This is a genomic window from Rhodococcus ruber NBRC 15591 (assembly GCF_001894945.1).
GTDB classification, from domain to species: Bacteria; Actinomycetota; Actinomycetes; order Mycobacteriales; family Mycobacteriaceae; genus Rhodococcus; species Rhodococcus ruber.
In genome coordinates this window covers 1-26,585 of the sequence record NZ_BCXE01000001.1, presented here as the reverse complement: position 1 = coordinate 26,585, position 26,585 = coordinate 1, and the positions used below count along the sequence as shown (strand labels likewise).

Below are 26,585 nucleotides of genomic sequence, written 5' to 3'. Positions count from 1 at the left end.
CCCGCCCGACCCGAGCGGAGGTATCGCTCACCCGCTCGGACCGACGCAACGGCACAGGCGCTCGGCTCCGGGGAAGGTCAGGCCGGCTTGTGGGCGAGCACCCGGAACACGATGCCCATCCGCCCGGTGCGGTGCACGTCGTCGACGACGAACCCGGCCTCGGTGAGATAGGGCGCCGGGTCGCGGAGCAGGTGGTCGGCGCCGAAGCGGATGCTGAGCGGCTCGATGCCCCGCTGCAGGGCACGCAGCACCCGGTTCGTCGACGGCCCGTGCTCGGCGAGCACGATCCTGCCCCCGGGGACGAGCACGCGGTACGCCTGGGCCGCGGCGCGGGCCGGGTCGGGCACGGTGCAGAACGTGAAGGTCGAGAGCACGGTGTCCGCGCTCGCGTCGGGCAGGTCGAGGGCCTGCACGTCGCCCTCGCGCAGTTCGACGCGCGGGTCGGCGGCGGCCTTCGTCCGGGCGAGGTCGAGCATCCTCGGCGAGATGTCGACGCCGACGACGTGTTCGACCTCGGGTCCGTAGAGCGGCAGGTTGAGGCCCGTGCCGACGGCGAGTTCGACGACGCGGCCGCGAGCCTGCGCGGCCGCCCAGTGCCGGGCGGGGCCGAGTATCAACCGCTCGACCAGGCTCATGCCGCGGTCGTAGTTCTTCGACATCTCGTCGAAGATCCGCGAGACGCGGGCGTTCTCGTTCTCGACCTGCTCCGAATCGGTCACTGTGTCTCCTCACCGAAGTGTCACCGCCGACGGTACCGGCGTACCGTCCCGGCTGTGACCGAACCGATCCCGGAACAGCGCCGCGTCCTGACCGTACTGGTGGCCGCGCAGATTCTCAGCGGCGCGGGCCTGGCGGCCGGCGTGACCGTCGGCGCGCTCCTCGCGCAAGACATGCTGGGCAGCACGAGTCTCGCCGGGGTGCCCAGCGCCCTGTTCACGATCGGGTCGGCGGCGGCGGCCGTCGCCGTGGGGCGGATCTCGCAGCGCGCCGGGCGCCGTGGCGGGCTGACGTTCGGGTACGCCGCCGGCGCGCTCGGCAGCGCGGGTGTGGTGGCCGCCGCGGCGCTCGACACCGCGGTGCTGCTGTTCGCGGCCCTGTTCGTCTACGGAGCGGGCACCGCGACGAGCCTGCAGGCGCGCTACGCCGGCGCCGACCTGGCCGCTCCGGAGCGCCGGGGGCGCGCGGTGAGCACGGTGCTGGTGGCGACGACGCTCGGGGCGGTGGTCGGCCCGAACCTGACCGCCGTCATGGGCGACGCCGCCGAATCCTGGGGCATTCCCCGGCTGTCCGGGCCGTTCGTGCTCTCCGGCGTCGCCTACGGGCTCGCCGCGGTCGTCCTGTGGGTCCTGCTGCGTCCGGATCCGCTCCTGCTCGCCCGCAGCCGCGCGGCGGCCGCGGAGCCGGCGCCGGACGGCGAGCGGCCGGCCGTGGCCCGGCAGTGGTCGCCCGCGGTGACCGCCGGGGTGGTGGTGATGATCGTGACACAGCTCGTGATGGTGGCGGTGATGACGATGACGCCGATCCACATGCGCGACCACGGGCACGACGTCGGGGCGACGGGCGTGGTCATCGCGATCCACGTCGCGGCGATGTTCCTGCCGTCCCCGATCGCGGGGATGCTCGTGGACCGGGTCGGGCCCTACCGGGTCGCGGCCGCCGCGGGACTCGTCCTGCTGGCCTCCGGGGTGTCGGCGGCGCTGGCCCCGCCGCATTCGGTGCCCGCCCTCGCGTTCGCGCTGGGCCTGCTCGGTTTCGGGTGGAGCCTGGGTCTGGTAAGCGGCACCGCGCTCGTCACCGATGCGGTGCCGCTCGAGTCCCGCGCGGCCACGCAGGGCACCGCGGACCTGTTCGTCGCGCTGGCGGGGGCGGGCGGCGGTCTGGGTTCGGGTCTGGTCGTCGCGGCGGCGGGGTTCCCGGCGCTGGCGCTGACCGGTGCGGCGGTGTCGCTGGTGATCCTTCCGGTCCTCGCGCGACGGTCCGCCGCGCAGCCCGCCCTCCGCTAGCGGGTCAGGCCGGCACCGCGACCGCTCGTCGCGCCACCCGCAGATCCGCAAGCCACACCAGGGCGGTCGCGGCGGCCGCCGCGACACCGAACAGGCACACCCCGGTCCAGCCGGCGCTCGTCCACGCGAGCGCGCCGAGCGCCGAACCGGCCGCGGCACCGATGAAGTACGTCGTCATGTACACCGCGTTGATGCGGGAGCGGGCCGCGGGCGCCAGCGCGTAGACGATGCTCTGGTTGCTGATGTGGACGGCCTGCAGTGCCAGGTCGACCGCGACCATCCCGACCAGGAACCACGCCAGCGAGTGGGCTCCGGCCGCCAGCGCGGCCCAGGACACGACGAGCACTGCCGCGCCGGCGCCGGAGGCGAGCTGCGCGAGGCCACGGTCGGCGAGACGGCCGGTGAGGTTGGCCATCACCGCGCCGGCGACCCCGGCCAGGCCCACCAGCCCGATCTGCACCTCGTCGAATCCGTAGGGTTCGCCGGACAGCAGGAACGCCATCGTGGAGAACAGGGCGCTGACGGATGCGAACGACAGGGCGCCGAGCAGCGACCGGGTCCGCAGCCGCGGCTGGGTGCGCACGAGGGTGCCGAGCGAACGCAGGGTGGTCCCGTAGCCGATGCGCTCGGCGGGGCGCGACGTCGGCAGCGCTCGCCACAGGGCCAGCGCGACGAGGACCATCACGGCGGCGCTCACCCGGTAGACGGTGGCCCACCCGCCGAGACCGGCGAGCAGCCCGGCGACGCTGCGGGCGAGCAGGATGCCGAGCACCAGGCCGCTCATCACCGTCCCGACGGCCTGCCCGCTGCGCTCCGGTTCGGCCAGGGTGGCGGCGAACGGCACCAGCACCTGCGCGGCGACCGAGAACAGCCCGGCGATCGCCGTGCCGACGGCCAGCACCGCGATGGTCGGGGCGAAACCGCTCAGCGCCTGGCCGGCCGCGGCGGCGAGCATGAGCCCCACCGTGAGGCGGCGCTTGTCGAACATGTCGCCGAGCGGCACCAGGAACAGCAGCCCGAGGCCGTAGGAGACCTGGGCGACGGTGACGGTGGCCGCGGCGGCGGAGTGGGAGGTGCCCAGGGCGACGGCGATCGAGTCGAGCAGGGGCTGGTTGAAGTAGTTGCCGCCCACGCACAGGCCGGTGGCCGCCGCCATCAACAGCAGGACGGGGGTGGTCAGCACGGGTCGGGGGGACGTCACGTCTGCCAGCCTCGCGCGGCCGGGACCGCGCTGTCCAACCGGCGTCGCGTCGGCGGCCGGGACCGCGCGGGTCAGCTGCGGCTCGCGCCGATCAGCGCGAACCGGCCGTCGGGATCAATCCACTCGCGCCGTACGACGAACCCGGCCTCGGTCAGTTCGCGGCCCATGCCGTCGAGCCGGAACTTGGCGGAGATCTCGGTGCGCAGCTGCTCGCCCGCCTCGAACGCGATCTCGAGGTCGAGGCCGGGAATCCGGACGGTCATGGGCTCGGTGGCCTCGAGTCGCATCTCGATCCACTCGTTGATCGGGTCCCACACGGCGAGGTGCCGGAACTTCCCGGGTTCGAAGTCCGCGCCGAGCCGGGCATTGAGCACGTTCAGCACGTTGCGGTCGAACTCCGCGGTGACCCCGGCGGCGTCGTCGTAGGCCGGCACGAGCACGTCGGGATCGGTGACGAGGCCGATTCCGAGCAGTAGCCACTCCCCCGGCTCGAGCACCGCGGCGAGGTCGGTGAGGAACGCGGCGCGCTCGGTGGGCGCCAGATTGCCGATGGTGCCGCCGAGGAACGCGATCAGGCGGCGTCCGCCGCCGGGCAGGTGCGTGAGCGACCCGGTGAAGTCGCCGACGACGCCCCGCACGGTCAGGTCCGGGTATTCGACGGAGAGCCGGGTCACCGCGGACTGCAGGGCGACCTCGGAGACGTCCTGCGGTACGTACGTATGGATGTACGGTCGCAGCGCGTCGAGCAGGATCTCCGTCTTCTCCGAGGATCCCGATCCGAGCTCGACGAGCATCTCGGGCCGCGCCTCGTCGGCGAGCTCCGACGAATGCTGTTGCAGCAGAGACCGTTCGGTGCGGGTGGGATAGTACTCCGGGAGCCGGGTGATCTGATCGAACAGCTCGCCGCCGCGCTCGTCGTAGAGCCACGTCGGCGAGAGCCACTTCGGCGACGCCGTCAGCCCGCGGCGCGCGTCGGCCCGCAGCGACTCGTCGAGCTGCTCCGGCGTCAGGTACACGTCCACCGTCATGAGACGGCCACCTCCATGGGGGACACGATGAGGTGCCCCGGTCGGGCGCTGACCAGGTGCCGGTCCGGCACCTGGCGCCAGCGCGGATCGTCGTCGTACGGTTCCGAGGACACCACGGCGACGTCCTCGTCGACGAGGGTCCACAGCGAGTGGTACCAGGCCGTCGCCCACAGCCCGGAACCGTTGCCCAGCAACAGGTTCAGCCGCGAAGCCGGGGCGACGTCGAGCACGTCGTGCACGAGCCGCATCAACGCCTGCTCGGGCCGCGAGGAACGCAGCCGCGAATACAACAGCAGCCACAGCGCGGCGGCGTCGGTGGGCGACTCGAGCCGCAGCAGTTCGGCCACCGGCAGGCGCTCGGCCAGCGAGACGAGCGACCCGGGCCAGCCACGGACGACGCCGTTGAGGCTGAACGCCCAGCCGTCGCGGGTGAACGGGGCGCACGCCGAGCGCTCCACCGGCATACCTTCCGTCGCCGAACGCAGCGACGCCATGACGGCTCCGGCGCTGATATGCGAAAGACCCTCGGTGACAAAGGGATCGGACCAGATGGGGGCGGGGTTCCGATAGCGGCCGAAGCCGTCCGCACCCCACCATGCCACTCCGAACCCGTCGGCGTTGATCGTGCCGCCACCGCGCATGTCCTTCGGCGCCCACGACTGGCGCACCAGCGACCGGGGCCCCTCGGTCACCAGGGAACTGACCGAGCGGACCGGCCCGAGGTATCCCAGGTGTCTACACATCCGGCACGTCCCGCGCGCAGCGGAAGCCGGCGAAGATCTGCCGCCGGATCGGCAGGTCCCAGTTGCGGAAGGTGCCGCGGCAGGCTGCAGGATCGGTGCCGAAGGAGCCGCCGCGCAGCACCCGGAAGTCGCCCCCGAAGAACACCTCCGAGTACTCCCGGTACGGGAAGGCCGCGAATCCGGGGTACGGCTCGAATCCGGACGCCGTCCATTCCCACACGTCCCCGATCAGCTGGTGCACCCCGAGACGCGACGCACCCGCGGGGTACGCCCCGACGACGGCCGGCTCGAGGTGCCGCTGGCCGAGGTTGGCGTGGGCCTCGGTCGGTTCCTCGTCGCCCCACGGGTAGCGCCGGCTCTGCCCGGTCAGCGGGTCCCAGCGGGCGGCCTTCTCCCACTCGGCCTCGCTGGGCAACCGGCGTCCGGCCCAGCGGGCGAACGCCTCGGCCTCGTGGAAGCACACGTGCACGACGGGCTCGTCGGGGTCGAGCGGCACCGTCACCCCGAACCGGCGGCGCCACCACGTGCCCGCGTCGTCGCGGGTCCAGAACTGGGGAGCCTCGAGTCCCGCCTGCTCGCGGTGCAGCCACCCCTGCGGGCTCCACAGTTCCCGGCGGGCGTAGCCGCCGTCGGCGAGGAACTCGAGATAGCGCCCGTTGGTGACCGGCACGGTGTCGATCGCGAAGGCCGGCACGTACACCCGGTGTGCGGACCGCTCGTTGTCCAACGCCCACGGATCCGTCGACGTCCCCATCTCGAACTCCCCGCCCGGGATCAGCACCTCCGCCGCGGCCGGTGCTTCGGCGCGCCGCGGCGCCGGCGGCGCGTCGAGGACCGGGGGCCCCGCCCGCAGTTGGTGTGTCGCGAGCATCGTCTCCGCGTGCTGCACCTCGTGCTGGACACTCATCGCGAACACGAAACCCTCGCGGGTGAGGTCGGTGTCGAAGCGGCACCGCGCCAGCACGTCCGCCGTGTGCGCGCGGACCTCCGCCGCGTAGTCGCGGGCCGCCCGCGGCCCGAGCAGCGGCAGCGCGGGCCGGTCCGCCCGCGAATGGCGGAAGGCGTCGTAGAGGTCGTCGACGTCCGGGCGCACACCGTCGTGACCGCCGGCCGCCCGGAGCAGCCAGCGTTCCTCCTGGTTGGCGATGTGCGCGAGGTCCCACACGAGGGGACTCATCAGCGGTGAATGCTGGGCCGTGAGTTCCGCGTCGTCGATGTCGGTCAGCGCGAGCACCCGCGCCCGCGCCCGCGCGAGATCCCGGTCGAGCCGGGCATGCAGACCGCTCACCGATCCTGGACCTCCGGGGTGCGACCGCGGCAGCACCGCTCCGCCGCCGCGTCCAGCGCCGCGGTGAACCGCATGTCCGGCGACGCCTCCGCGGCGAGGGCGAGCAGTCCGACCGCCGCGGCCCGGATCTCGAGATCCGCGAGTCCGAACTCGGCCGCCTCCTGCCAGCGATCCACGACGGGGGCGGCGACGGCCAGGGCCTCGTCCATGACGGCCGGCGAGGTGAGCAGTGCCTCGACCGCGGCGACCGGGACCTGCCACAGGGCCCCCGGCTGCGCGTCGATGTACCGGACCTCGAGGTGCCCGGCGGGACGCACCGGCGGGAACAGGGTGGTCAGGTGGTAGTCCAGGTCGGCGACGGTGGGCCGGCGCCCGATCTCGTCGTCCAGGTCGCCACCCAGCCAGTCCGCGAACGACGCGCCGGGCGGCGCATGCCAGTCCCCGCCGGTCGCGCGCACACACAGCAGCGGCGCGTCCAGCGCCCACGCCGGGTAGCGCGCCGGATCGGGCACGGGGGTGGTGCGGTCGGCGTCCAGCGCCAGCCAGGTGCGCATCCGCTGCGACGCCCAGTTCCCGTCCGGTGCCCCACGCAGCGAAGGCGAACACGCGAACGCGGCCACCAGCGCCGGTCCGACGGCGTGCAGTACCCGCCACCGCCGGGCCAGCTCGTCGTCGTCGGCGCCGGCGTCGACGCTCACCTGGGTGGCGGCGGTGCTGTTCATCATCAGCCGGCCCAGCGGCCCGATCCGATCGAACCGCAGTTCCATCGCGCTGTAGCGGGGAGTGCGCAGCAGCCGCTGCGGTGGGCGCAGCCCGTCGGCCGCCGCGTCGACCAGGTCCACCGACCGGCGCGCCAGCAACGCACCCAGCATGCGGGCGTCGGCGGTGAGACGATCGCAGACCTGCCGCGCCGAGACACACGGCACGCTCGACAGTTCCACCTGCCCACCCGGCTCGAGGGTCACGGCGCTGCCCGACGGCAACGGCCGCGCCGAGGAGCCGGGAGCCAGCTGCCGGGGGGCGTGCGGACCGAGGGCCTCGAGGATGGCCTGCAACTCCGGCCGGGCGCGAGTGCCGTCGGCCCGGGCGGTGAGCCATTCCAGTTCCACGCCGATCAGCCGGGGCGGCCCGAAGCGGAAGCTCACCCGGCGCACGTGCAGCTCGGCGGCGGTTCGTGAGGCGATGCCGGCGTCCGCGCGCGGCACCGCCGGGTCGACTGTGATCACCACTCGGTCCGCCCCTCCCTCGCCTGTGGGCCAGCTCACGGACGAGCCTAACGTCAACCGGCGACAGGAGGCGGCTGAACGCTCACGCCGCGGCCCGGCGCGTCGCCCGGACGACGACACCGGCCGCGAGCACCACGATGCCGGCCACGACCGCACTCGGCGGCAGCGTCAGCACCAGGACGACGCATCCGACGGCGCCGACGACCTGCAGGAACCGGGGGTAGCGCCGGTTCTCGTCCCGCTGGGTGAAGGCGGCCAGATTCGCGACGAGGTAGTACACGAGAACACCGAAGGATGAGAATCCGATCACTCCGCGCAGATCGACGGTCGCGACGAGCACGCACACCGCCGCCGCGACGGCGAGTTCGGCCCGGTACGGCACCGCGAATCGCGGATGCACCGCGGCGAGCGGCCGGGGCAGATCACCCTGCCGCGCCATCGCGAGCGCGGTGCGGCCGACGCCTGTGACGAGGGCGAGCAGAGCCCCCAGCGACGCCGCCGCGGCCCCGGCGACCACGACGGGCGCCGCCCACGCCCAGCCACCCACGCGGACCGCGTCGAGCAGCGGCGCGCTGCTCGACGCGAGCCGGTCCGGGCCGAGGCATGCGAGCAGGGTCACGCCGACGACGGCGTAGAGCAGCACCACGAAGCCGAGGGCACCGACGATCGCCCGCGGGATGGTCCGGCGCGGCTCGCGCACCTCCTCACCGAGGGTCGCGATCCGCGCGTAGCCCGCGAAGGCGAAGAACAGCAGGCCGGCCGCCTGCAGCACCCCGTAGGCACCGCCGACGGGACCGAACGGATCGGCGGGTTGCGCCCCGGGACCGGCCCAGCTCGCCGTGATCGCGACGGCCAGCGCCACGAGCACGAGGGTCACGATGATGCGGGCGAGCCGGGCCGTGCGCGTGATGCCGCGGTAGTTCACGGCGGTCAGGGCGAGGACCGCGGCGACGGCGACGGGCCGCCGCCACGGTTCCGGCACGACGTAGGAGGCGAACGTCGCGGCCATCGCCGCACAACTGGCGGTCTTGCCGATCACGAAGCCCCAGCCCGCCACGAAACCCCACCACGGCCCGAGCCGTTCCCGCCCGTACACGTAGGTGCCACCGGACGTCGGGTACTGCGCGGCGAGCTGCGCCGACGAGGTGGCGTTGCAGTACGCCACGACCGCGGCGAGGGCCAGGCCGACGAGCAGGCCCGCGCCGGCGGCTGCCGCGGCCGGCGCGAACGCCGAGAACACCCCCGCCCCGATCATCGCGCCGAGCCCGATGGCGACGGCGTCGCCGGTGCCGAGCCGGCGTTGCAGGGATTTCGATTCGCTCACGTATACATTCCAAGCACGAAGACATGAACGGGAGGTGCGTCCTCGATGCTCGACCTGCAGCGCGCCCGTCGCGACACGCCCGGCTGCTTCGACCGGGTCTTCCTCGACAGCGCGGGCTCGTCGCTGCCGCCGACCCCGGTGCTGGAGACGACCGTCGCGCACCTGCGACGCGAGGCCGAGGTCGGCGGGTACGTCGCCGCCGCGGAACGCGCCGACGACCTCGCCGCGGTGAAGACCTCGATCGCGCGGCTGATCGGCGCGGAGGCGCCGTCGATCGCCCTCGTCGAGAGCGCCACCCGGGCGTGGGCGAGCTTCTTCTACTCGGTGCCGCTCCGCGCGGGCGACCGGATCCTGCTCACCCGTTCCGAATACGCCAGCAATGCGGTCTCCGCGCTGCAACGGGCCCGGGCGACCGGCGCGACGGTGGAGACGATGCCGACGGACGCGCTCGGCCGCATCGACGTCGACGCCCTCACCCGCACGCTCGACGAGCGGGTCAAACTGGTGTCCGTCGTGCACGCCCCCACCAACGGCGGGCTCGTCAACCCCGTGCGGGAGGTCGCCGACGCGGCGCACGCCGTCGGCGCGCTGGTGCTGCTCGACGCGTGCCAGTCCGTCGGGCAGCTGCCGGTGAGCGTGCCCGAGTTCGACGTCGACGCCCTTTCCGCGACCGGACGCAAGTGGCTGCGCGGACCCCGCGGCACGGGCTTCCTGTACGTCCGCCCCCGGCTGGTCACCGAGCTCGAACCGGCCGTCCTCGATCTGCACAGCGCGCAGTGGACGGCCCCGGGCGAGTACCGCCTCGCCGACGACGCGACGCGGTTCGAGCTGTGGGAGACGAACGTCGCCGCCCGCCTCGGGCTCGGTGCCGCCGTCGACTACCTGCTCGACCTCGGGGTCGACGCGGTGACCGAGGCGGTCGCCTACCGCGCCGAACACCTGCGCGAGGGCCTGGGCCGGATCCCCGGCGTGGCCGTGCGCGACCTCGGGAAGGAGCACAGCGGCATCGTCTCGTTCACCGTCGACGGCTGGGAGCCGCCGCGGCTGCGGGAGGCGCTGGCCGCCGAGGCGATCACGGTCACGGTCAGCGGGCGCGGGTCGACGCTGCTCGAGATGTCGGCGCGACGGCTCGAGTCGGTGGTGCGCGCCTCCCCGCACTACTTCGTCTCCCCCGCCGACGTGGACCGGTTCCTGGCGGCCGTGCGGTCGCTGACCCGGTCCTGACCGTCCCGGCGACCGGGACGACCGGTTCCGTCCGGCGGCTCACGCGGTCAAGGTGTGCGAATCCCCGCACCACTTCGAGAGGATCGCGATGACCGAGACCAGTCCCGTCCGTCCTGTTCCCGTCGACCGGATCTCCGCCTGGGATCTCGAGGCCGACGTCGTGATCGCCGGGTACGGCATCGCCGGGGTCTGCGCGGCCGTCGGCGCTGCCGACGCCGGAGCCGACGTGCTGGTGCTCGAACGCACCGGCGGGTGGGGCGGCGCCGCCGCCCTCGCGGGCGGCTTCGTCTACCTCGGCGGCGGCACGGCCGTGCAGAAAGCCTGCGGATTCGAGGACTCGGTGGACGACATGCGCGCGTTCCTCACCGCGGCACTCGGACCGGGCGTGGACGAGGAGAAGATCGCCGCCTACTGTGCGGGCTCCGTCGAGCACTTCGACTGGCTCGTCGGCTGCGGTGTGCCGTTCAAGCACGAATTCTGGGGCGAGCCCGGCTGGGAGCCTCCCACCGACGCGGGCCTGCAGTACACCGGCGGGGAGAACTCGGCGCCGTACGCCGCCGTCGCCCGGCCCGCGCCGCGCGGCCACGTGCCGCAGATGAGCAACAAGCGGACCGGTGAGCAGGGCGGCGGCTACATGCTCGTGAAGCCGCTCGCCGAGAAGGCCGAAGCCCTCGGGGTCCGCGCCGAGTACGACGTCCGGGTGCAGACCCTCGTCACCGACGCGTCCGGCCGGGTCGTCGGGGTGCTGGCCAAGCGGTACGGCACCGACCTGGCGATCCGGGCCCGCCGCGGGGTCGTTCTCGCCACGGGCAGCTTCGCCTACAACGACGACATGGTGCGGGCCCACGCCCCGCACCTGGTGGGTCGTCCCGCCGCGTCGATCGAGGAACACGACGGTCGCGCGATCCGGATGGCGCAGGCGCTCGGCGCCGACCTGGCCCACATGAACGCCACCGAGGTGGCGTTCTTCTGCGATCCCCAGCTGATCGCGCGGGGCATTCTCGTCAACGGTCGCGGCCAGCGGTACGTGCCCGAGGACACCTACCCGGGCCGCATCGGGCAGCTGACCCTGCTGAAGAACGACAACGAGGCGTTCCTCGTCATCGACGAGGAGTCGTACGAGGCCGGGGTCGCCGCCCCGACGTCGTCGGCGCAGCTGCGCCACCAGCCGAAGTGGGTGTGCGAGACCGTCGCGGAACTTGAGGCCGAGATGGGTCTGCCCGAGCGGGCGCTGCAGTCCACGGTGGAGGTGTACAACCTGCACGCCGAACGGGGCGCCGACCCGCTGCTGGGCAAGAAGCGCGAATGGGTGAAGCCGATCGGGTCGCCCGTCGCGGCGATCGACCTGCGCGGCATGACCGGCGGGTTCACGCTCGGCGGCCTGCGTACGAGCCTGCACGCGGAGGTCCTGCACGTCGACGGTGCCCCGATTCCGGGGCTGTATGCGGCGGGACGCGCGGCGGCCGGACTGTCGGCGTGGGGGTACTGCAGCGGCGTCTCCCTCGGCGACGGCAGTTTCTTCGGACGGCGGGCGGGCATCGCCGCCGCGGGCGGCTGAGCGCAGGGGTGGCATTCGACCCGCTCGGGCGGATCCGGTAGAGTCGATCGAGTTGTCTCGGCGAGGGTGAACCGCGAAATCGCTGGCTCACCGTGATCGACGCGGCTGCGGCTCCGCTCGAGCGTGCCCACGCTCCTGGCCGCGCGCGTCGCCCCTCGCCGGGAAGACCGCCCCAGTTCGAGCCATATGCGTAGGAGCCTTTCAGCATGTCCGAGGAAAACCGTATCGCCGCCGTCGTCCGCACCGAGTTCGGCAAGGGTGCCGCCCGCCGCGCCCGCCGCGACGGGCAGGTGCCCGCCGTCCTGTACGGCCACGGCACCGATCCCCAGCACCTGGCGCTGCCGGCCCGCGAGTTCGCGGCCGTGCTGCGCGCCCACGGCACCAACGCCGTGCTGACCCTCGACGTCGACGGCTCGGAGGAGCTGGCGCTGACCAAGTCGGTCGTGGTCCACCCGATCCGCAACTACATCGAGCACGCCGACCTGCTCGTCGTGAAGAAGGGCGAGAAGGTCACCGTCGAGGTCCCGCTCGTGGTCACCGGTGAGGCCGCCTCCGGCACCCTGGTCGTCAACGAGGTCAGCACCGTCCAGCTCGAGGCCGACGCCCTGAACCTGCCCGAGCAGGTCGAGGTGTCCATCGACGGTGTCGAGGCCGGTACCCAGATCCTCGCGAACGACGTGCAGCTGCCCGCCGGTGCGACCCTGCAGGGCGACCCGGAGCTGCTGCTGGTGAACGTGGTTGCCGCACCGACCGCCGCCGCGATGGAGGGCGAATCCGCGGAGGGTGAGGCCGCCGAGGCCGAAGAGGCCTGAGCCCCAACCGGTTCCGCGTGACACGGGCGAGCGGCGCGTCATCCCCTCGGGGTGACGCGCCGTCGTCGTAGCACTACCCGCCGCAACGGAAGGACACCGCCAGGTGAGCGACGCCACCGCACTCGTCGTCGGGCTGGGCAATCCCGGCCCGCAGTACGAGAAGACCCGCCACAACATCGGCTTCATGGTGGCCGACACGCTCGCCGCCCGCGTCGGCGGGAAGTTCAGCGCGCACAAGCGCAGCAACGCCGAGATCGTCCAGGCCCGCCTCGACGGCCGGCAGGTGATCATCGCCAAGCCGCGCACCTTCATGAATCTCTCGGGCGGACCCGTCGCGGGTCTCGCCCGCTTCTTCTCGGTCGAGCCCGCCGACATCGTCGTCGTGCACGACGAACTGGATCTGGACTTCGGCACGGTCCGGCTCAAGCTCGGCGGCGGGGAGAACGGCCACAACGGGCTGCGGTCGATCTCGAGTGCCCTCGGCACCAAGCTCTACCTGCGTACCCGGGTCGGGATCGGCCGCCCGCCGGGCCGCATGGACCCGGCCGACTACGTGCTCAAACCGTTCTCGTCGACCGAACGCAAGGAACTCGACCTGATCCGCGAGCAGGCCGCGGACGCGGTGGAGCTGCTGCTGCGGGTCGGCCTGGAGGACGCCCAGAACCGGGTCCATTGACGTGTGCCCTTCCGGACCGGCCGCGGTCCGGAAGGACACCCCGCGCTACCCGCCGAGCAGGTGGACGGAACTGCCGCGCCGCAGCTTGCCCGACGACGTCTTCGGGATGCTGCCCGGGCCGAGCACCGCGACGGTGCGCGGCCGCACCCCCACCTCCGCGACGACCGCGTGCACGACGTCGCGTTCGATGCGGCGCACCTCCTCCGGGTCGTCGATCCGGTTGGTCTCGACGGCGACCGCGAACGACTCCCGCTTCTCGCCGGAATCGAGCCGGATCGCGACGGCGTTGCCGGGGCGCACGCCGTCGACGCTGCACGCGGCTCGTTCGATGTCGGTGGGATAGACGTTGCGGCCACCCATGATGATGACGTCCTTGACGCGCCCGCACACCACGACCAGGCCGTCCTCGGTGAAGTAGCCGACGTCGCCGGTGTCGAACCAGCCCTGCGGGTCCTGCGCGGGCACCGGACCGTCGACGGTGAGGTAACCGTGGGTGACGGCCTTGCCGCGCAGCTGGATGATGCCGACGCCGCGGGGCGGCAGTACCTGCCCGTCCTCCCCGACGACGCGGCCCTCGAGGCCGGGCACGAGATGCCCGAGGGTGGGCAGGCGCCGGGCGTTGGACCGGGTCGACGGGACCGCCATCCCGCCGGCCTCGAGCAGGTCGGGGTCGACGAGATCGAGGATCTGCCCGCGTCCCGGATCCGGCACCGAGACCGCCAGGGTGGTCTCGGCCATGCCGTAGACCGGCGCGAGCGCCGCCGGATCGAGCCCGAACCGGGCGCCGGCGGCGGCGAGGGCCTCCATGGTGTCCGGGTCGACCGGTTCGGCACCGTTCCACATCCACCGCACCGACGACAGGTCGACGGCGCCGTCGGGCGCCTGTGCGAGCTTGCGAGCCAGGAGTGAGTACGCGAAGTTCGGTGCGGCCGTCACGGTTCCGCGGTACTTGCTCATCAGCTCGGCCCACAGCAGCGGGGAGCGCAGGAAGTCGAGCGGGGTCACGGAGACGACCTCGGCGCCGACCTGCATGGGCACGCTCAGGAAGCCGACCATCCCCATGTCGTGGAACAGCGGCAGCCAGCTGACCATCACGTCGTCGTCGAGGGAGAACTTGATCCGCTCGATCATCGCGTACGCGTTGACGTAGAAGTTCTCGTGCGTGATCTGCACGGCCTTCGGGGAGCCCGTGGACCCGGAGGTCAGCTGCTGCAGCGCGATGTCCTGCTCGTCGGTGGGCAGCGGGTCGACCGGCGTGCCGGCATCCATCTCGGCGATCGTGACGACGGGAATTCCCCGCTCGGCCAGGAGCGGCGCGGCGATCTCGAACGGCGCGCCGAGCACCACCGCGCGGGCGCCGATCATGCCGATGACGACCTCGGTGTCCCGTGCCCACAGCGCCAGGTCGGTGCGCGGGGTGGGCTGGTGCAGCATCGTCACCGAGGCGCCGCGCATCCACACCGCCTGACAGGCGGGTGCGATGTCCACCGGATTCCCCGCGAGGATGCCCACGGCGTCGCCGTGACCGATGTCGGCCGCGGCGAGGGCACCGGCCATGCGCCGGGCCTGCTCGTGAATCTGCCCCCAGCTCTGGCGCCGGGGAGCGTCGGGCTCGCCGGTGACCAGACCGTGCGGGGAACGATCCGCGGTCTCGTACATCTCGTCGGTGAATCTGCTCACGAACCACTCCTCACGTCGATTCGCCCCCGGGCACCGGGTACGACGTTGCCCAGGGTGCCCCCGATCCGTCCCGGGAGTAAGTCTCTTCGGAGAATGTGACCGAATCTCACGGAAATCGACATTCGATTGCCGAGTAACATGGACGAGTTGTCTGCGATGCGCGAGCCGCCCGCGTGCATCGACGAGCCGCACATCCGCTTCGAGAGGTACTTCCGCGTTGACTACCCCGCCCGTTTCCACCGGCAACGACGCCGGCACCACCGCCGTGTCGTCGAAGGAAGTGCTCGCGGAGGCGGGTCGCCGCCGCACCTTCGCGGTGATCTCCCATCCGGACGCCGGCAAGTCCACGCTGACCGAGGCGCTGGCCCTGCATGCGAAGGTCATCGCCGAGGCCGGTGCGGTGCACGGCAAGGCCGGACGCAAGTCCACGGTGTCCGACTGGATGGAGATGGAGAAGGCCCGCGGCATCTCCGTCAGCTCCACGGCGTTGCAGTTCAACTACCGCTCCGAGGAGTCCGACGACGACGTCGTCAACGTGATCAACCTCGTCGACACACCCGGTCACTCCGACTTCTCCGAGGACACCTACCGGGTGCTCACCGCCGTGGACGCGGCGGTGATGCTGATCGACGCCGCCAAGGGCCTCGAGCCGCAGACACTCAAGCTGTTCCAGGTGTGCCGTCACCGGGGCATCCCGGTCATCACCGTGATCAACAAGTGGGACCGGCCCGGCCGGACCCCGCTGGAACTGCTCGACGAGATCGACGAGCGGATCGGCCTGACTCCCACCCCCCTGTTCTGGCCCGTCGGCATCGCCGGGGACTTCCGTGGCCTGCTGCGGCGCGGGGAGGACGGGGCACCCGTCGAGTACGTCAAGTTCACCCGCACCGCCGGCGGCGCGCGGATCGCTCCCGAGGACCGGCTCTCCCCCGCGGAGGCCGAGGACCGGGAGGGCGGGACGTGGACCGAGGCGGTGGAGGAGTCGGAACTGCTGTCGGCCAGCGGTCAGGACCACGACCAGGAGCTGTTCCTGGCCGGACAGACGTCGCCGGTGATCTTCGCGTCGGCCATGCTCAACTTCGGCGTCCGGCAGATCCTCGACACCCTCGTCGCGCTGGCGCCGCCGCCGCGCGCCCGGCTCGACGTGAACGACGCTCCCCGCAACGTCGACGACCCGTTCAGCGCCGTGGTGTTCAAGGTGCAGGCGGGGATGGACACCGCGCACCGCGACCGCCTGGCGTTCATGCGGGTGGTGTCCGGGGTGTTCGAGCGCGGCATGGTCGTCACCCACGCGCAGACGGGCAAGCCGTTCGCCACCAAGTACGCGCTGACGGTGTTCGGCCGGGAACGGTCCACGGTGGAGAACGCGTACCCCGGCGACGTGGTCGGGCTGGTCAACGCCACGGCCCTCGCCCCCGGGCACACCCTGTACGTGGACCGGAAGGTGGAGTTCCCGCCGATCCCGTCGTTCGCGCCCGAGCACTTCTCGATCCTGCGCGCCGAGAGCGCCTCGAAATACAAGCAGTTCCGCAAGGCCGTCGATCAGCTCGACTCCGAGGGCGTGGTGCAGATCCTGCGCAACGACATCCGCGGCGACGCGTCCCCGGTGATGGCCGCCGTCGGTCCCATGCAGTTCGAGGTGGTGGCGGCCCGGATGAAGGCCGAGTACAACGTCGAGCCGCGGATGGAACCGCTGGGCTACGCGCTGGCCCGCCGCACCGACGCGGCCTCGGTGGACGAACTGAACCGGCAGCGCGGCGTCGAGGTGTTCACCCGGTCCGACGGTGTGCTGCTGGCGCTGGTCAGCGACAAGTGGCGATTGCAGTACCTCCTCAAGGAACTGCCCGACCTCACCCTCGAGCCGCTGGTGGCCGCCGCCGACCAGTGACACCTGTGGTGGGTGGGACCGGTGTGGCTGTGCGTGGGACCGGTGTTGCTGGTAGTTTGCTGTGCCGTCGAGCCGACCCGGGCTCGCGGATGTCAGGAGCGTTCATGGACGACGACTCGACCGCACCGACCGACGGCACGCCGCTGCGCGGCCGTTCCGAGCCGGCGGACGAGTCGCCCGGACCCAAGCGGGCGGGCACCTTCGTCTATCCCCTGCCGGGAACCCTGACCGGCAACGGCGCGTCCGCCCCGCACGCGGTGGGAAGCCACGCGGCGGACCACGACGTCGCCGACGAGGCCGGAGGCAACGGCAGCGATCCGCTCTCGCTGCCGAGCTTCGACGAGATCGTCGCCGGCACGAACGGCGTCGCCGCGGACAGCACGCCGACCGCCGCGTCGCGCCGCAACTCGATGGGAGTGGCATCCGTGCGGATCGCGGCGCGACTGGCGCACACCGAGCTCGCCGCCCGCGCGCAGCGTCCCCACGCCTCCGATCCGACGGTCGAGACCGACGAACTGCTCACCCTGCTCGGTGAGTACCTCGTCGCGGGCGGATTCGAGAAGCCGGAGATCCGCGCCGTGCTGGGCGGGCAGGAGATCGTCGTCGACCTGCTCGCCCCGCGGCGCACCGCGCTCTGACGTCCGCATCCGCGCACCCCCTGGTCGAACGCGCACGAAATTACCTGTGCGGATGACTATTTCGTGCGCGGATGGTCGTCCGGCCGGCCGGGTGCCTACTCCCGGAACAGTCCCGCCACGACGGCCGGGTCCACGTCGCCGATCCCCCGCGGCGACCACGACGGGTTGCGGTCCTTGTCGACGAGCACCGCGCGCACCCCTTCGGCGAAGTCCGGCTCGGCGGTGATGCGGACCGCGACCTCGAGTTCCCGCGCGAAGCACTCGCGCAGCGGGCTCTCGGCGCCGCGGCGCAGCAGCTCCGCGGTGACCCAGAGGCTCGTCGGGGATGCCGCACCGAGCGCCGCCCGGGTGGTGACGGCCCACGTCTCGTCGATGTCGTGGTTGCCGGACAGGCGCTCGACGACGTCGGCGACGGTGCCGTCACCGAACACCGCATCGATGTCCGGGTACCGGTCCGCGATCGCCGACGCGGGGGCCGCCTCGGCGAACTCGTCGAGCGCCGGCTGCCAGTGGCCCTCGCGGATCCGGTCGGCGAGGGCGTCGATCCGGTGACTGGGAACGAAGTGCGTCGCGAGGCCGACGGCGATGGCATCGCCGGCGTCGACGCGGGCGCCGGTCAGCGCCAGGTACAGGCCGACCGCGTCGCAACGGGCCGTGGTGCCGCGCAGCCGCGGCAGGAAATGACTGGCGCCGACGTCGGGGATGAAGCCGATCGCCGTCTCCGGCATCGCCAGCACGGCCCTCTCCGTCACGACACGGACCGCGCCGTGCACCGAGATGCCCAGCCCGCCGCCCATCGTGACTCCGTCGAGGAGCGCGAGATACGGCTTGGGGTAGGTGGCGACCAGTTCGTCGAGCCGGTACTCGTTCGCGAAGTAGTCCCGGACCGTGGCGGTGTCCCCGGCCACGGCGGCGTCCCGCACCGACTTGATGTCGCCACCGGCGCAGAACGCGCGGTCGGATGCGCTGGTGACCAGGACCGCGGTGATCTCCGGGTCGTCGCGCCATGCCAGCAGGGCCTCGTACATGTCGCGGATCATCGACGAGTCGAGGGCGTTGAGGGCCACCGGCCGGTCGAGCACCACCTCGCCGATGCCGTTGGCGACGCGGGTGCGGATGAAGGTGTCGGTCACGCGCCGGAGCCTACCGGCCCCTGCCCCGGCAGCCGATCATGTGGGAGCCCCGATCGCGCACGTGTCTGCGCGGGGCGCCGGACCTACCTGCCGGTACCGGTGGCGGCGCCCTGCCGGCGGCCGGTCAGGGGCCCGACGAGCAGCCATCGGTGTCCGAACGGATCGAGCAGCGTGGCGTTGCGGTGACCGTGACTCTCGGCGATCCAGCGTTCGACGGTGCCGCCGGCGTCGCGGGCCTTGGTGAGCACGGCGTCGGTGTCGTCGACCGGGAGCATCAGGCTCACCGACGTCGCGCCGGCCTCGGGCGCGGACAGGCCCATCTCGGGGAACTCCTCCGCCAGATACACCATCCCGGTGGGAAAGACCAACTCGGCGTGGCCGATCCGGCCGTCCTCGAGCACCACGGGGTCCCCCGCCAGCGTCGCGTCGAACACCTGCCGGTACCAGTCGATGGCACTGCGGGCGCGACCCACGATGAGGTACGGGAGCGCACCGGCCCGGGGGAAGACTTCGGTGTCGGTCGCGGTCATCGGACGGGTCCCCTCCTCTCGGCCGGTACGGGTTCGCGGCCGGTTCAGGACGCGCGGGGCGGCTGCTGCAGCAGCGACCACCGGTTCGAGGTGAGCCGGAAACTGGGCATGTCGGCAACGGACGTGACTGTCTCCCAGTTCCTTTCGTAACCGGTGTGGGAGATGCGCCAGAGCCCGTCCGTGCCGCGCACGTAGCGGTCGTGGTAGTAGGCGGACCCGCGCATCACGAGCCCGTCCTCGGGCACCACCACCGTGTCGGCGAGGAACCAGATACCCGTGGCCGTGTCCCCCTCGACGTCGATCTCGGGGTGGCCGCAGTGGTGTTCGGTGATGACGTGGGATCCGAGGGTGTTCTCGAGGAAGTTCAGGAACGCGTCGCGCGATTCGAAACTCAGGTGTTCGCCGTAGACGGCGGTGGCCTCGGGAACCATGGTGTCGGCCAGTTCGATCCACGACTTCGTGTCGAGCGCCCGCGCGTAGCGGTACTTCAGCCGCTCGATCTCACGTATCGCCTGCAGGTCCATTCTCGCGCCTCCCACCACAGGGCCTGTCTGCCAGGCTAGCCGGGATCCCCCTCGGGGGGTATCGATTCCGGCGGCTCGCCGGGCAATTGGATTGCAGTTAGGTCACGGGACCTGGATCGTGTTCCCGTTTCGCGATCAGGGCGCGGATCGCGGCGTCGACGAGCGTGCGGGCGTAGGCGTCGTCGTCCGCCGCCGGTCCGGCGAGGGAGAACAGCACGTGGCTGAGCGCCGCACCGGTGACCATCTCGAGCAGGAGGGTCACCGAGACCTGCGGCGGCAGCTCACCGCGTTCGACCGCCCGCAACACGATGGTGCGGGCCGCGACGAGGCGGCTCCGATTGAGCGTGGTGGTCAGGTGGGCCAGCAGGTCCGGGTGCACGCGCGCGTCGAGCGCGACGCGCAGGCTCACCAGCCCAGGTGTGGTGCGGTAGCCGCGCAGCAGCTGGGTGACCAGTTCGACCAGGTCCGAGCGCAACGCCCCGGTGTCGATCGGCACCGGCAGCGGGCTGCGCGCCTCGAGCGCCTGCACGAGCAGTTCGTCCTTGGTGGCCCAGCGGCGGTACAGCGCCGCCCGTCCCACCCGGGCGCGCCGGCCGACCGCGTCGAGCGTGAAGCCGCGCCAGCTCGTCTCGGAGTAGACCTCGATCACGGCGTCGTAGACGCGATCCTCGAGGTCGGCATCGCGGGGTCGGCCACGGCGACGCACGATCGGCTCGGTCACGGTGAGCAGTGTGCCAGACCATTTACAGACTGAATCAGTCCGTATTACTGTGCGGGTGACCGTTGCCCCGACCACTCCCCCGAGGCCGCACATGACCGACCCTGCCCGGACACCCGTCGTCGTCGGCGTCGGCGACCTGCGCTCCGGACGCGCCGGCGCCCCCGCCGACCCCCGCGAACCGCTCGACCTGATCCACGACGCCGCCGGGGCGGCCCTCGCCGACACCGGCGTCGACGGCATCGCGCGGCGCATCGACGCCGTGTACGCCGTCAAGACCGCGAGCTGGGCGTACGACGACCTCCCCGCGCTCCTCGCCGCACGTCTCGGCGCCGCGGCGGCCCGCACCCACACCAGTCCCCTCGGGGGGCACTGGCCGGCAGCGCTGCTCGACCGCATCGGCCACGAGATCGCCACCGGCACGACCGGCGTCGCGCTCCTCGTCGGCGGCGAATCCCAGGCCTCGGTCACCGCCGCGACGAAGGCCGGCACCGACCCCGCCGCACTCGGCTGGACCACCGACCCCGGCGGCCCACCCGCCTTCGACCCGGACGACCTCGGCAGCCCCGCGATGCAACGCGCCGGCATGCTCGCCCCCACCCGCGTCTACCCGCTGTTCGAGACCCGGCTCAGCCACCAACTCGGGCACTCCCACGACGAATCGCTGGCCTGGTCCGCGCAGCTGTACGCCGCGTTCTCCGAGATCGCCGGACGCAACCCCACCGCCTGGAACCCCGATCTGCGCACCGCCGAGGACATCACCACCGTGGGCCCGCGCAACCGGATGGTCACCGCTCCGTACCCGCTGCTGCTCAACGCGATGCCGTTCGTCGACCAGGCGGCCGCCGTCGTCGTCACCTCCCTCGCCACCGCCCGCGAACTCGGCGTCGCCGAGGACCGGATCGTGTACGTGTGGGGCGGGGCGGGCGCGACCGAACCGGCCGACATCCTCGCCCGCGCCGGCCTCGGCCGGTCCGCGGCACTCGCCGACGCCCTCGCCCGGACGCTCGAACGCACCGACCTGCGGCCGGCCGACCTGGACATCGTCGACGCCTACAGCTGCTTCCCCGTGGTGCCGAAGCTGCTCGTCGAACACCTCGGCCTGCCCCGCGAGACCGTCCCGAGCGTCACCGGCGGCCACTCCTTCTTCGGCGGACCGCTCAACAGCTACACGCTGCACTCCCTCGTCGCCGTCACCCGCCGGCTGCGCACCGACGGCGAGATCGCCCTCGTCCACGGCAACGGCGGCTACCTGACCTACCAGCACACCGTCGTGCTCGCCGCCGCCCCGCACACGCGCGGGTACGTCGGCGATCCCGAGCCACACGTACTGCCCGCCACCGGACCCGATCCCGCCGTCGGCTACAGCGGTGACGTCGAGATCCATACGGCAACCGCGGAATACGGACGCGACGGCCATCCGGCGATCGGGTTCCTGGTGGGCACCACCCCCGACGGCCGTCGAGTCTCCGGCTACACCGACGCCGCCGGCGCGCAGGTGCTCGCCGCGGGTGCGGACATCGTCGGGCGCACCGTCCACGTCGTCGACCGCGGCGGCGCCCTGACCGTCACCCTGACCGATCCCGTCACCGAGGAGTCCCCCGCATGACCGAGCCCGTCGTCCTGGTCGAACAGCGCGGCCACACGCTGCTCGTCACCATCAACCGGCCCGGGGCCGCCAACAGCATCGACGCCGAGGTGCACACCGGCCTCGGCGAGGCGTGGGAACGCGCCGACAGGGACCCGGACGTGCGCGTCGTCGTCCTCACCGGTGCCGGAGAGCGGGTGTTCTGCGGCGGCGCCGACCTCGAGGCCCTCGGGACCGCCGGACCGGGTGGGGTCACCCCGCCCGAGACCGCGCACTGGGGGTTCGCCGGCGTCGTCAGGCACCCGATCGCCAAGCCGATCGTCGCGGCGGTCAACGGCACCGCCCTCGGCGGCGGTACCGAACTCGCCCTCGCGAGCGACCTCGTCGTCGCCGCCGACACCGCCGAGTTCGGGTTGCCCGAGGTCCACCGCGGCCTCATCGCCGGCGCCGGCGGGGTGTTCCGCATCGTGCAGGCCATCCCGCGGTCCGTCGCGATGGAACTCGTGCTCACCGGCAGGCCGATGTCCGCGGCCGACGCTCTGCGCTGGGGCCTGGTCAACCGCGTCGTCCCCCGGACCGACGTCCTCACCACCGCGCTCGAGCTCGCCGACCTCGTCGCGACCGGCGCGCCCCTGGCCGTGCAGGCGAGCAAGACGATCGCCCGCGGCATCGTCGACGGCATCGTCCCGTCCGAGGAACCGGCCTGGGACGCGACCGAGGCCGCCCTGGCCCGGCTGACCACCAGCGCCGACACCGTCGAGGGCGTCATGGCTTTCATGCAGAAGCGCGCACCCGTCTGGAGCGGACGATGACCACCGCACTGGATCGGGAGACCTGGGACACCCCCGAGCGGGCGGCTCCGCCGCCGGTGCGTCCTTTGGGCTGCTACTGCCGCCCAAAGGACACACCGGTCTACAAGTTCTCGGCCAGCTCCATCCACTGCTCCTCGGCGGCTTCCTTCTCCGCGACCACGCTGCGCAGCTCGGCGTCGAGCTTCTGCAGGCGGTCGGGATCGGTGGCCGCGTCGGCGAGGTCGTGGTGCAGCTTCTCCTCCCGCTCGGTCAGCTTCGCCACGCTCCGCTCGAGCCGCGCCAGCTCCTTGCGGGCGGCCCGCTCGGCGGCGCCGTCGCGCTTCGGTTGTTCCGCGCCCTGTTCGGGCATCGACGTCTTCGCGACCGTGGAGGCCGACGACGGGATGTCCCCGTCACCGAGCGCCGCACGACGGCGCAGGTACTCGTCGATCCCGCCCGGCAGGTTGGTGAGCGCGCCGTCGCCGAACAGCGCCCACGTCGAGTCACAGATCCGCTCGATCAGATAGCGGTCGTGCGAGATGACCACGAGGGTGCCCGCCCACCCGTCCAGCAGGTCCTCGAGCTGCTGCAGGGTGTCGATATCCAGGTCGTTGGTGGGTTCGTCGAGCAGCAGCACGTTCGGCTCGGCCATGAGCACCCGGGTCAGCTGCAGCCGTCGACGCTCGCCACCGGAGAGATCGCCGACGGGTGTGCGCTGCCGCGCCGGGGTGAACCCGAGCCGCTCGGCGAGCTGGCCGGCCGAGATCTCCTTGTCCCCCAGTGTGATCCGTTCGGCCACGTCCTTCACCGCGTCGAGCACCCTCAGGTCGGTGGGCAGGTCGTCGAGTTCCTGCCGCAGCCAGCCGATCTCGACGGTCTTGCCCTGGATGCGACGACCGGACGCCGGTTCGATCTCCCCGGCGAGGGTGCGCAGCAGCGTCGTCTTGCCGGAGCCGTTGACCCCGACCAGGCCGATCCGCTCCCCCGGGCCGAGCCGCCACGTCAGGTCGCGCACCAGCTCGCGGCCGTCGGGGGTGGTCAGTGTCGCGTCCTCGAGCTCGATGACCACCCGGCCCAGACGGCGTTTGGCGAACGACGCCAGCGCCACCGTGTCCCGCGGCGGCGGCACGTTCGCGATCAGCGATTCCGCCGCCTCGATGCGGTAGCGCGGCTTCGAGGTGCGGGCCGGGGCCCCGCGCCGCAGCCAGGCGAGTTCCTTGCGCGCGAGGTTGCGGCGCCGTTCCTCCATCGCGTCGGCCTGCCGGGCCCGCTCGGCACGAGCGAAGATCCAGTCGTTGTAGCCGCCCTCGTAGCTTTCCACCTGCCCGTTGACGACCTCCCACGTGCGGGTCGCGACGGTGTCGAGGAACCACCGGTCGTGGGTGACGACGACGAGGGCGCTGCGCCGGGCGAGCAGGTGCTCGGCCAGCCACTGCACACCCTCGACGTCGAGATGGTTGGTGGGCTCGTCGAGGACGAGCAGGTCGAGGTCCTGCACGAGGGCGGCGGCCAGCGCGACGCGTCGGCGTTCGCCGCCGGAGAGCCCGTCGACGAGGGCGTCGAGGCCGAGCCGGTCGACACCGATACCCGCGAGGACGGAGCGGATCCGGGCGTCGCCGGCCCATTCGTGCTCGGCCACCCCCAGCGGTCCCAGCACGACCTGTCCGACCGTGGATCCGGCCGGCAGGACGCCGCGCTGGGTGACGACCGCCATGCGCAGCCCGCCGACCCGGCTGACCCGGCCCGAGTCGGGCTCCTCGAGGCCGGTGAGGACCTCGAGGAGGGTGGTCTTGCCGCCGCCGTTGAGGCCGACGACGCCGATGCGCTCGCCCTCCTGCACACCGAGCGACACCGAGTCCAGCAGCGGTTTGATGCCGAAGGACTTCGAGACCTGTTCGAGGTTGATCAGATTCGCCACGCGGAGCAATGCCTTCCGAGATCAGGGGTGGGAGTTGTCGACGACGCGCGCGCCGGGGACCGGGCCGGAGGCCACGCGCACCGTCCGGCACACGCCGGCCCCGGCCAGTTCGGCGCTCACCGTCACCGCCGCGGCGGCGTCGGCGCACAGGAATGCACACGTGGGGCCGGACCCGGAGACGATGCCGGCCAGCGCGCCGGCCTCCACGCCCGCCCGCAGGGTACGGCGCAGTGCGGGCGCGAGCGAGAGGGTCGCGGACTGCAGATCGTTGCCCAGCAGCGGTGCCAGCGCGTGCGCGTCACCGGCGGCGAGGGCCTGCAGCAGGTCGTCGAGGCCGCGGACCCGGGGCGGAGAACCTTCCGCCCGGAGACGGTCGAGTTCGCGGAACACCACCGGAGTCGACAGGCCACCCTTCGCGAGGGCCAGCACCCAGTGGAAGGTGCCACGGGAGAGGACCGGCACCAGCTGCTCGCCGCGGCCGGTGCCGATGGCGGTGCCGCCGTGCAGGCAGAACGGCACGTCGCTGCCCAGTTCCGCCGCGAGGTCGTCCAGGTCGTCGCGGGCGAGACCGAGTCCCCACAGGGCGTCGAGTGCGACGAGGGTGGCGGCGGCGTCGGCGCTGCCACCGGCCATCCCGCCGGCCACGGGGATGCCCTTGTCGATCGTGATGGCGACCTCGGGTGCGCGCCCGGCGCGTTCGGCCAGCAGCGTCGCGGCCCGCCAGGCGAGATTGGTGGCGTCCGCGGGGACGGCCGCGGCGTCCGCTCCGCGTACCCGCAGGCTCAACACGTCGGCTCGCACGACCGACACCTCGTCGCTCAGGGACAGCGCGTGGAAGACCGTGCGCAGCTCGTGGTACCCGTCCTCGCGCAGGTCACCGACGGCGAGATGCAGGTTCACCTTGGACGGTGCTCGCACGGTGACGGGGCTCGGGACGACGGACAGCACGGATATACAGCTTACGCACCCCTGCGGTCCCGAATGCGGACGGCGGCTGTCCTCGTTCGCTGGCATGCTCGGACCATGCGCGAAACGTCCGCTCGCCTGTTGCGGCTGCTGTCGCTCCTGCAGACCCGGCGGGACTGGTCGGGTGCCGAGCTGGCCGACCGCCTGCAGATCACGACCCGCACGGTGCGCCGGGACGTGGACAAACTCCGCGACCTCGGTTACCCCGTGGACGCCACCGTCGGGGTCGGCGGCGGATACCGCCTCGGCGCCGGCGCGGAGATGCCGCCGCTGCTGCTCGACGACGAGGAGGTCGTCGCGGTGGCCGTCGCCCTGCAGTCCGGCGCGACCGGCTCGGTGACGGGGATCGGCGAGGCGTCGGGGCGTGCCCTCGCCAAGTTGCGACACGTGATGCCCTCGCGGCTGCGGCACCGGCTCGAGGCGCTGCGTGTGGAGGTCGTCGAGCGGGCGCCCGCCGCGTCCGCAGTCGACGCGGCGCTGCTGTCCGCCGTCGCCGCGGTGTGCCACGCACACGAGCGGCTGCGGTTCGACTATCGCGCGCACGACGGCGGCTGCTCGCGGCGGGAGGTGGAGCCGTACCGGCTGGTGCGGTCGGGTGCACGCTGGTATCTGATGGCGTGGGATCTGCATCGGCAGGACTGGCGGTCGTTCCGGGTCGACCGGATGGAGCCGAAGATCCCCACCGGTCCCCGGTTCGTCCCGCGCGAGCTGCCGCCGGGCGGGGCGGCGGAGTTCGTGAGCCGGGGCATCGCCCGCGGCATCGTCCGGACGCGGGCCCGGGTGCTGCTGCACGCGCCGTTCGACTCGATCGTGCCGATGGTCGACGAGCAGTGGGGAACTCTCGAGCCGGTCGACGAGAATCACTGTGCGGTCGCGCTCGGCGGCTCGTCGCTCGGGTCGATCGCGAGCTGGCTCGCGGAGTTCGACGTCGACTTCACGGTGCTGGATCCGCCGGAACTGCGGGAGGCGTGCCTGCAGGCAGGCCGCCGGCACGAGCTGCTCGCCCGGCGATACGAACGCGCCGGCTCCGTCGCGGGAAGCGACTGAGCCGGCGCGTGCGGTGACCGAATGTCACATCGGTTCGGTTCGATCGAGTGCGTGTGACATTCGGTCGGTGAGGCAGGTGGG

General features: G+C 72.5%; 24 protein-coding genes. 10 read left to right on the top strand and 14 right to left on the bottom strand.

Going from position 1 to position 26,585, the window contains the following annotated elements:
* Positions 1–77 precede the first annotated feature (77 nt).
* The gene (locus tag RR3_RS00120) at positions 78–719 is read right to left on the bottom strand and encodes a class I SAM-dependent methyltransferase (RefSeq protein WP_010592950.1); all 642 of its coding nucleotides are present in this window, start codon (positions 717–719) and stop codon (positions 78–80) included.
* 54 nt (positions 720–773) lie between these two features.
* Here RR3_RS00120 and RR3_RS00115 point away from each other — a divergent pair, with 54 nt between their 5' ends.
* On the top strand, positions 774–2,003 hold the full coding sequence (locus RR3_RS00115) for an MFS transporter (RefSeq protein WP_040274475.1): 1,230 nt from the start codon (positions 774–776) through the stop codon (positions 2,001–2,003).
* A 4-nt stretch (positions 2,004–2,007) separates the two neighbouring features.
* On the opposite strand, the gene RR3_RS00110 is transcribed toward RR3_RS00115, so the two are convergent.
* From RR3_RS00110 to RR3_RS00085, 6 genes are all read right to left on the bottom strand, one after another.
* Positions 2,008–3,204, bottom strand: a complete 1,197-nt coding sequence (locus RR3_RS00110) for an MFS transporter (RefSeq protein WP_083600053.1) — start codon at positions 3,202–3,204, stop codon at positions 2,008–2,010.
* Positions 3,205–3,275: 71 nt separating this feature from the next.
* Positions 3,276–4,232, bottom strand: coding sequence for an L-histidine N(alpha)-methyltransferase (gene egtD / locus RR3_RS00105; protein ID WP_064065645.1), 957 nt, complete (start codon positions 4,230–4,232; stop codon positions 3,276–3,278).
* A complete protein-coding gene (egtC, locus tag RR3_RS00100; RefSeq protein WP_064065646.1) occupies positions 4,229–4,975 on the bottom strand; it encodes an ergothioneine biosynthesis protein EgtC in 747 nt (248 codons plus the stop codon). Before egtC ends, egtD begins: the two co-directional genes overlap by 4 nt.
* Positions 4,968–6,263: an ergothioneine biosynthesis protein EgtB gene (egtB, locus tag RR3_RS00095; protein ID WP_010592956.1), complete on the bottom strand. Its 1,296-nt coding sequence runs from the start codon at positions 6,261–6,263 to the stop codon at positions 4,968–4,970. Before egtB ends, egtC begins: the two co-directional genes overlap by 8 nt.
* Positions 6,260–7,492, bottom strand: a complete 1,233-nt coding sequence (gene egtA, locus RR3_RS00090) for an ergothioneine biosynthesis glutamate--cysteine ligase EgtA (RefSeq protein ID WP_017679502.1) — start codon at positions 7,490–7,492, stop codon at positions 6,260–6,262. The genes egtB and egtA overlap by 4 nt, the downstream gene beginning before the upstream one ends.
* A 79-nt stretch (positions 7,493–7,571) precedes the next feature.
* Positions 7,572–8,813: an APC family permease gene (locus RR3_RS00085; protein ID WP_064065647.1), complete on the bottom strand. Its 1,242-nt coding sequence runs from the start codon at positions 8,811–8,813 to the stop codon at positions 7,572–7,574.
* A gap of 45 nt (positions 8,814–8,858) precedes the next feature.
* Here RR3_RS00085 and RR3_RS00080 point away from each other — a divergent pair, with 45 nt between their 5' ends.
* The 4 genes from RR3_RS00080 to pth all read left to right on the top strand — a co-directional run bounded on the left by RR3_RS00080 (position 8,859) and on the right by pth (position 13,083).
* Positions 8,859–10,037 (top strand): aminotransferase class V-fold PLP-dependent enzyme, encoded by a 1,179-nt coding sequence (locus tag RR3_RS00080; protein WP_064065648.1) that lies wholly within the window; start codon positions 8,859–8,861, stop codon positions 10,035–10,037.
* An 88-nt stretch (positions 10,038–10,125) separates the two neighbouring features.
* Positions 10,126–11,595, top strand: coding sequence for an FAD-dependent oxidoreductase (locus RR3_RS00075; protein WP_010592960.1), 1,470 nt, complete (start codon positions 10,126–10,128; stop codon positions 11,593–11,595).
* Between the two features lie 206 nt (positions 11,596–11,801).
* Complete coding sequence (locus tag RR3_RS00070; protein ID WP_017679498.1) at positions 11,802–12,407, top strand: 50S ribosomal protein L25/general stress protein Ctc; 606 nt, start codon at positions 11,802–11,804, stop codon at positions 12,405–12,407.
* 103 nt (positions 12,408–12,510) lie between these two features.
* Positions 12,511–13,083: an aminoacyl-tRNA hydrolase gene (pth, locus tag RR3_RS00065; protein WP_010592962.1), complete on the top strand. Its 573-nt coding sequence runs from the start codon at positions 12,511–12,513 to the stop codon at positions 13,081–13,083.
* Positions 13,084–13,128: 45 nt separating this feature from the next.
* Here pth and RR3_RS00060 read toward each other — a convergent pair whose 3' ends face one another.
* Positions 13,129–14,763, bottom strand: coding sequence for a fatty acyl-AMP ligase (locus tag RR3_RS00060; RefSeq protein WP_010592963.1), 1,635 nt, complete (start codon positions 14,761–14,763; stop codon positions 13,129–13,131).
* 217 nt (positions 14,764–14,980) lie between these two features.
* On the opposite strand from RR3_RS00060, the gene RR3_RS00055 reads away from it, so the two are divergent.
* Both RR3_RS00055 and RR3_RS00050 read left to right on the top strand, forming a co-directional pair.
* A complete protein-coding gene (locus tag RR3_RS00055; RefSeq protein ID WP_010592964.1) occupies positions 14,981–16,651 on the top strand; it encodes a peptide chain release factor 3 in 1,671 nt (556 codons plus the stop codon).
* A 104-nt stretch (positions 16,652–16,755) separates the two neighbouring features.
* Positions 16,756–17,289 carry a hypothetical protein gene (locus RR3_RS00050; protein ID WP_048771946.1) on the top strand — a complete coding sequence of 178 codons (534 nt, stop codon included), beginning with the start codon at positions 16,756–16,758 and terminating at the stop codon, positions 17,287–17,289.
* A 95-nt stretch (positions 17,290–17,384) separates the two neighbouring features.
* On the opposite strand, the gene RR3_RS00045 is transcribed toward RR3_RS00050, so the two are convergent.
* The 4 genes from RR3_RS00045 to RR3_RS00030 form a co-directional block, all read right to left on the bottom strand.
* Positions 17,385–18,422 (bottom strand): enoyl-CoA hydratase/isomerase family protein, encoded by a 1,038-nt coding sequence (locus RR3_RS00045; protein WP_017679495.1) that lies wholly within the window; start codon positions 18,420–18,422, stop codon positions 17,385–17,387.
* 83 nt (positions 18,423–18,505) lie between these two features.
* Complete coding sequence (locus RR3_RS00040; protein WP_017679494.1) at positions 18,506–18,952, bottom strand: VOC family protein; 447 nt, start codon at positions 18,950–18,952, stop codon at positions 18,506–18,508.
* Positions 18,953–18,996: 44 nt separating this feature from the next.
* Positions 18,997–19,476 carry a nuclear transport factor 2 family protein gene (locus tag RR3_RS00035; protein WP_017679493.1) on the bottom strand — a complete coding sequence of 160 codons (480 nt, stop codon included), beginning with the start codon at positions 19,474–19,476 and terminating at the stop codon, positions 18,997–18,999.
* Positions 19,477–19,573: 97 nt separating this feature from the next.
* Positions 19,574–20,197: a TetR/AcrR family transcriptional regulator gene (locus tag RR3_RS00030; protein WP_017679492.1), complete on the bottom strand. Its 624-nt coding sequence runs from the start codon at positions 20,195–20,197 to the stop codon at positions 19,574–19,576.
* A 91-nt stretch (positions 20,198–20,288) separates the two neighbouring features.
* On the opposite strand from RR3_RS00030, the gene RR3_RS00025 reads away from it, so the two are divergent.
* Together RR3_RS00025 and RR3_RS00020 are read left to right on the top strand one after the other, a co-directional pair.
* Positions 20,289–21,803 carry a TLP1 C-terminal extension domain-containing protein gene (locus tag RR3_RS00025; protein ID WP_064065649.1) on the top strand — a complete coding sequence of 505 codons (1,515 nt, stop codon included), beginning with the start codon at positions 20,289–20,291 and terminating at the stop codon, positions 21,801–21,803.
* Positions 21,800–22,594 carry an enoyl-CoA hydratase-related protein gene (locus RR3_RS00020; RefSeq protein ID WP_017679490.1) on the top strand — a complete coding sequence of 265 codons (795 nt, stop codon included), beginning with the start codon at positions 21,800–21,802 and terminating at the stop codon, positions 22,592–22,594. The genes RR3_RS00025 and RR3_RS00020 overlap by 4 nt, the downstream gene beginning before the upstream one ends.
* A gap of 100 nt (positions 22,595–22,694) precedes the next feature.
* Here RR3_RS00020 and RR3_RS00015 read toward each other — a convergent pair whose 3' ends face one another.
* Both RR3_RS00015 and RR3_RS00010 read right to left on the bottom strand, forming a co-directional pair.
* On the bottom strand, positions 22,695–24,491 hold the full coding sequence (locus RR3_RS00015; protein ID WP_017679489.1) for an ABC-F family ATP-binding cassette domain-containing protein: 1,797 nt from the start codon (positions 24,489–24,491) through the stop codon (positions 22,695–22,697).
* 21 nt (positions 24,492–24,512) lie between these two features.
* The gene (locus tag RR3_RS00010) at positions 24,513–25,439 is read right to left on the bottom strand and encodes a 4-(cytidine 5'-diphospho)-2-C-methyl-D-erythritol kinase (protein ID WP_017679488.1); all 927 of its coding nucleotides are present in this window, start codon (positions 25,437–25,439) and stop codon (positions 24,513–24,515) included.
* A gap of 75 nt (positions 25,440–25,514) precedes the next feature.
* Between RR3_RS00010 and RR3_RS00005 the strand changes: the two genes are divergently transcribed.
* Positions 25,515–26,504 (top strand): helix-turn-helix transcriptional regulator, encoded by a 990-nt coding sequence (locus RR3_RS00005; protein WP_017679487.1) that lies wholly within the window; start codon positions 25,515–25,517, stop codon positions 26,502–26,504.
* The last annotated feature ends 81 nt before the right edge of the window (positions 26,505–26,585 follow it).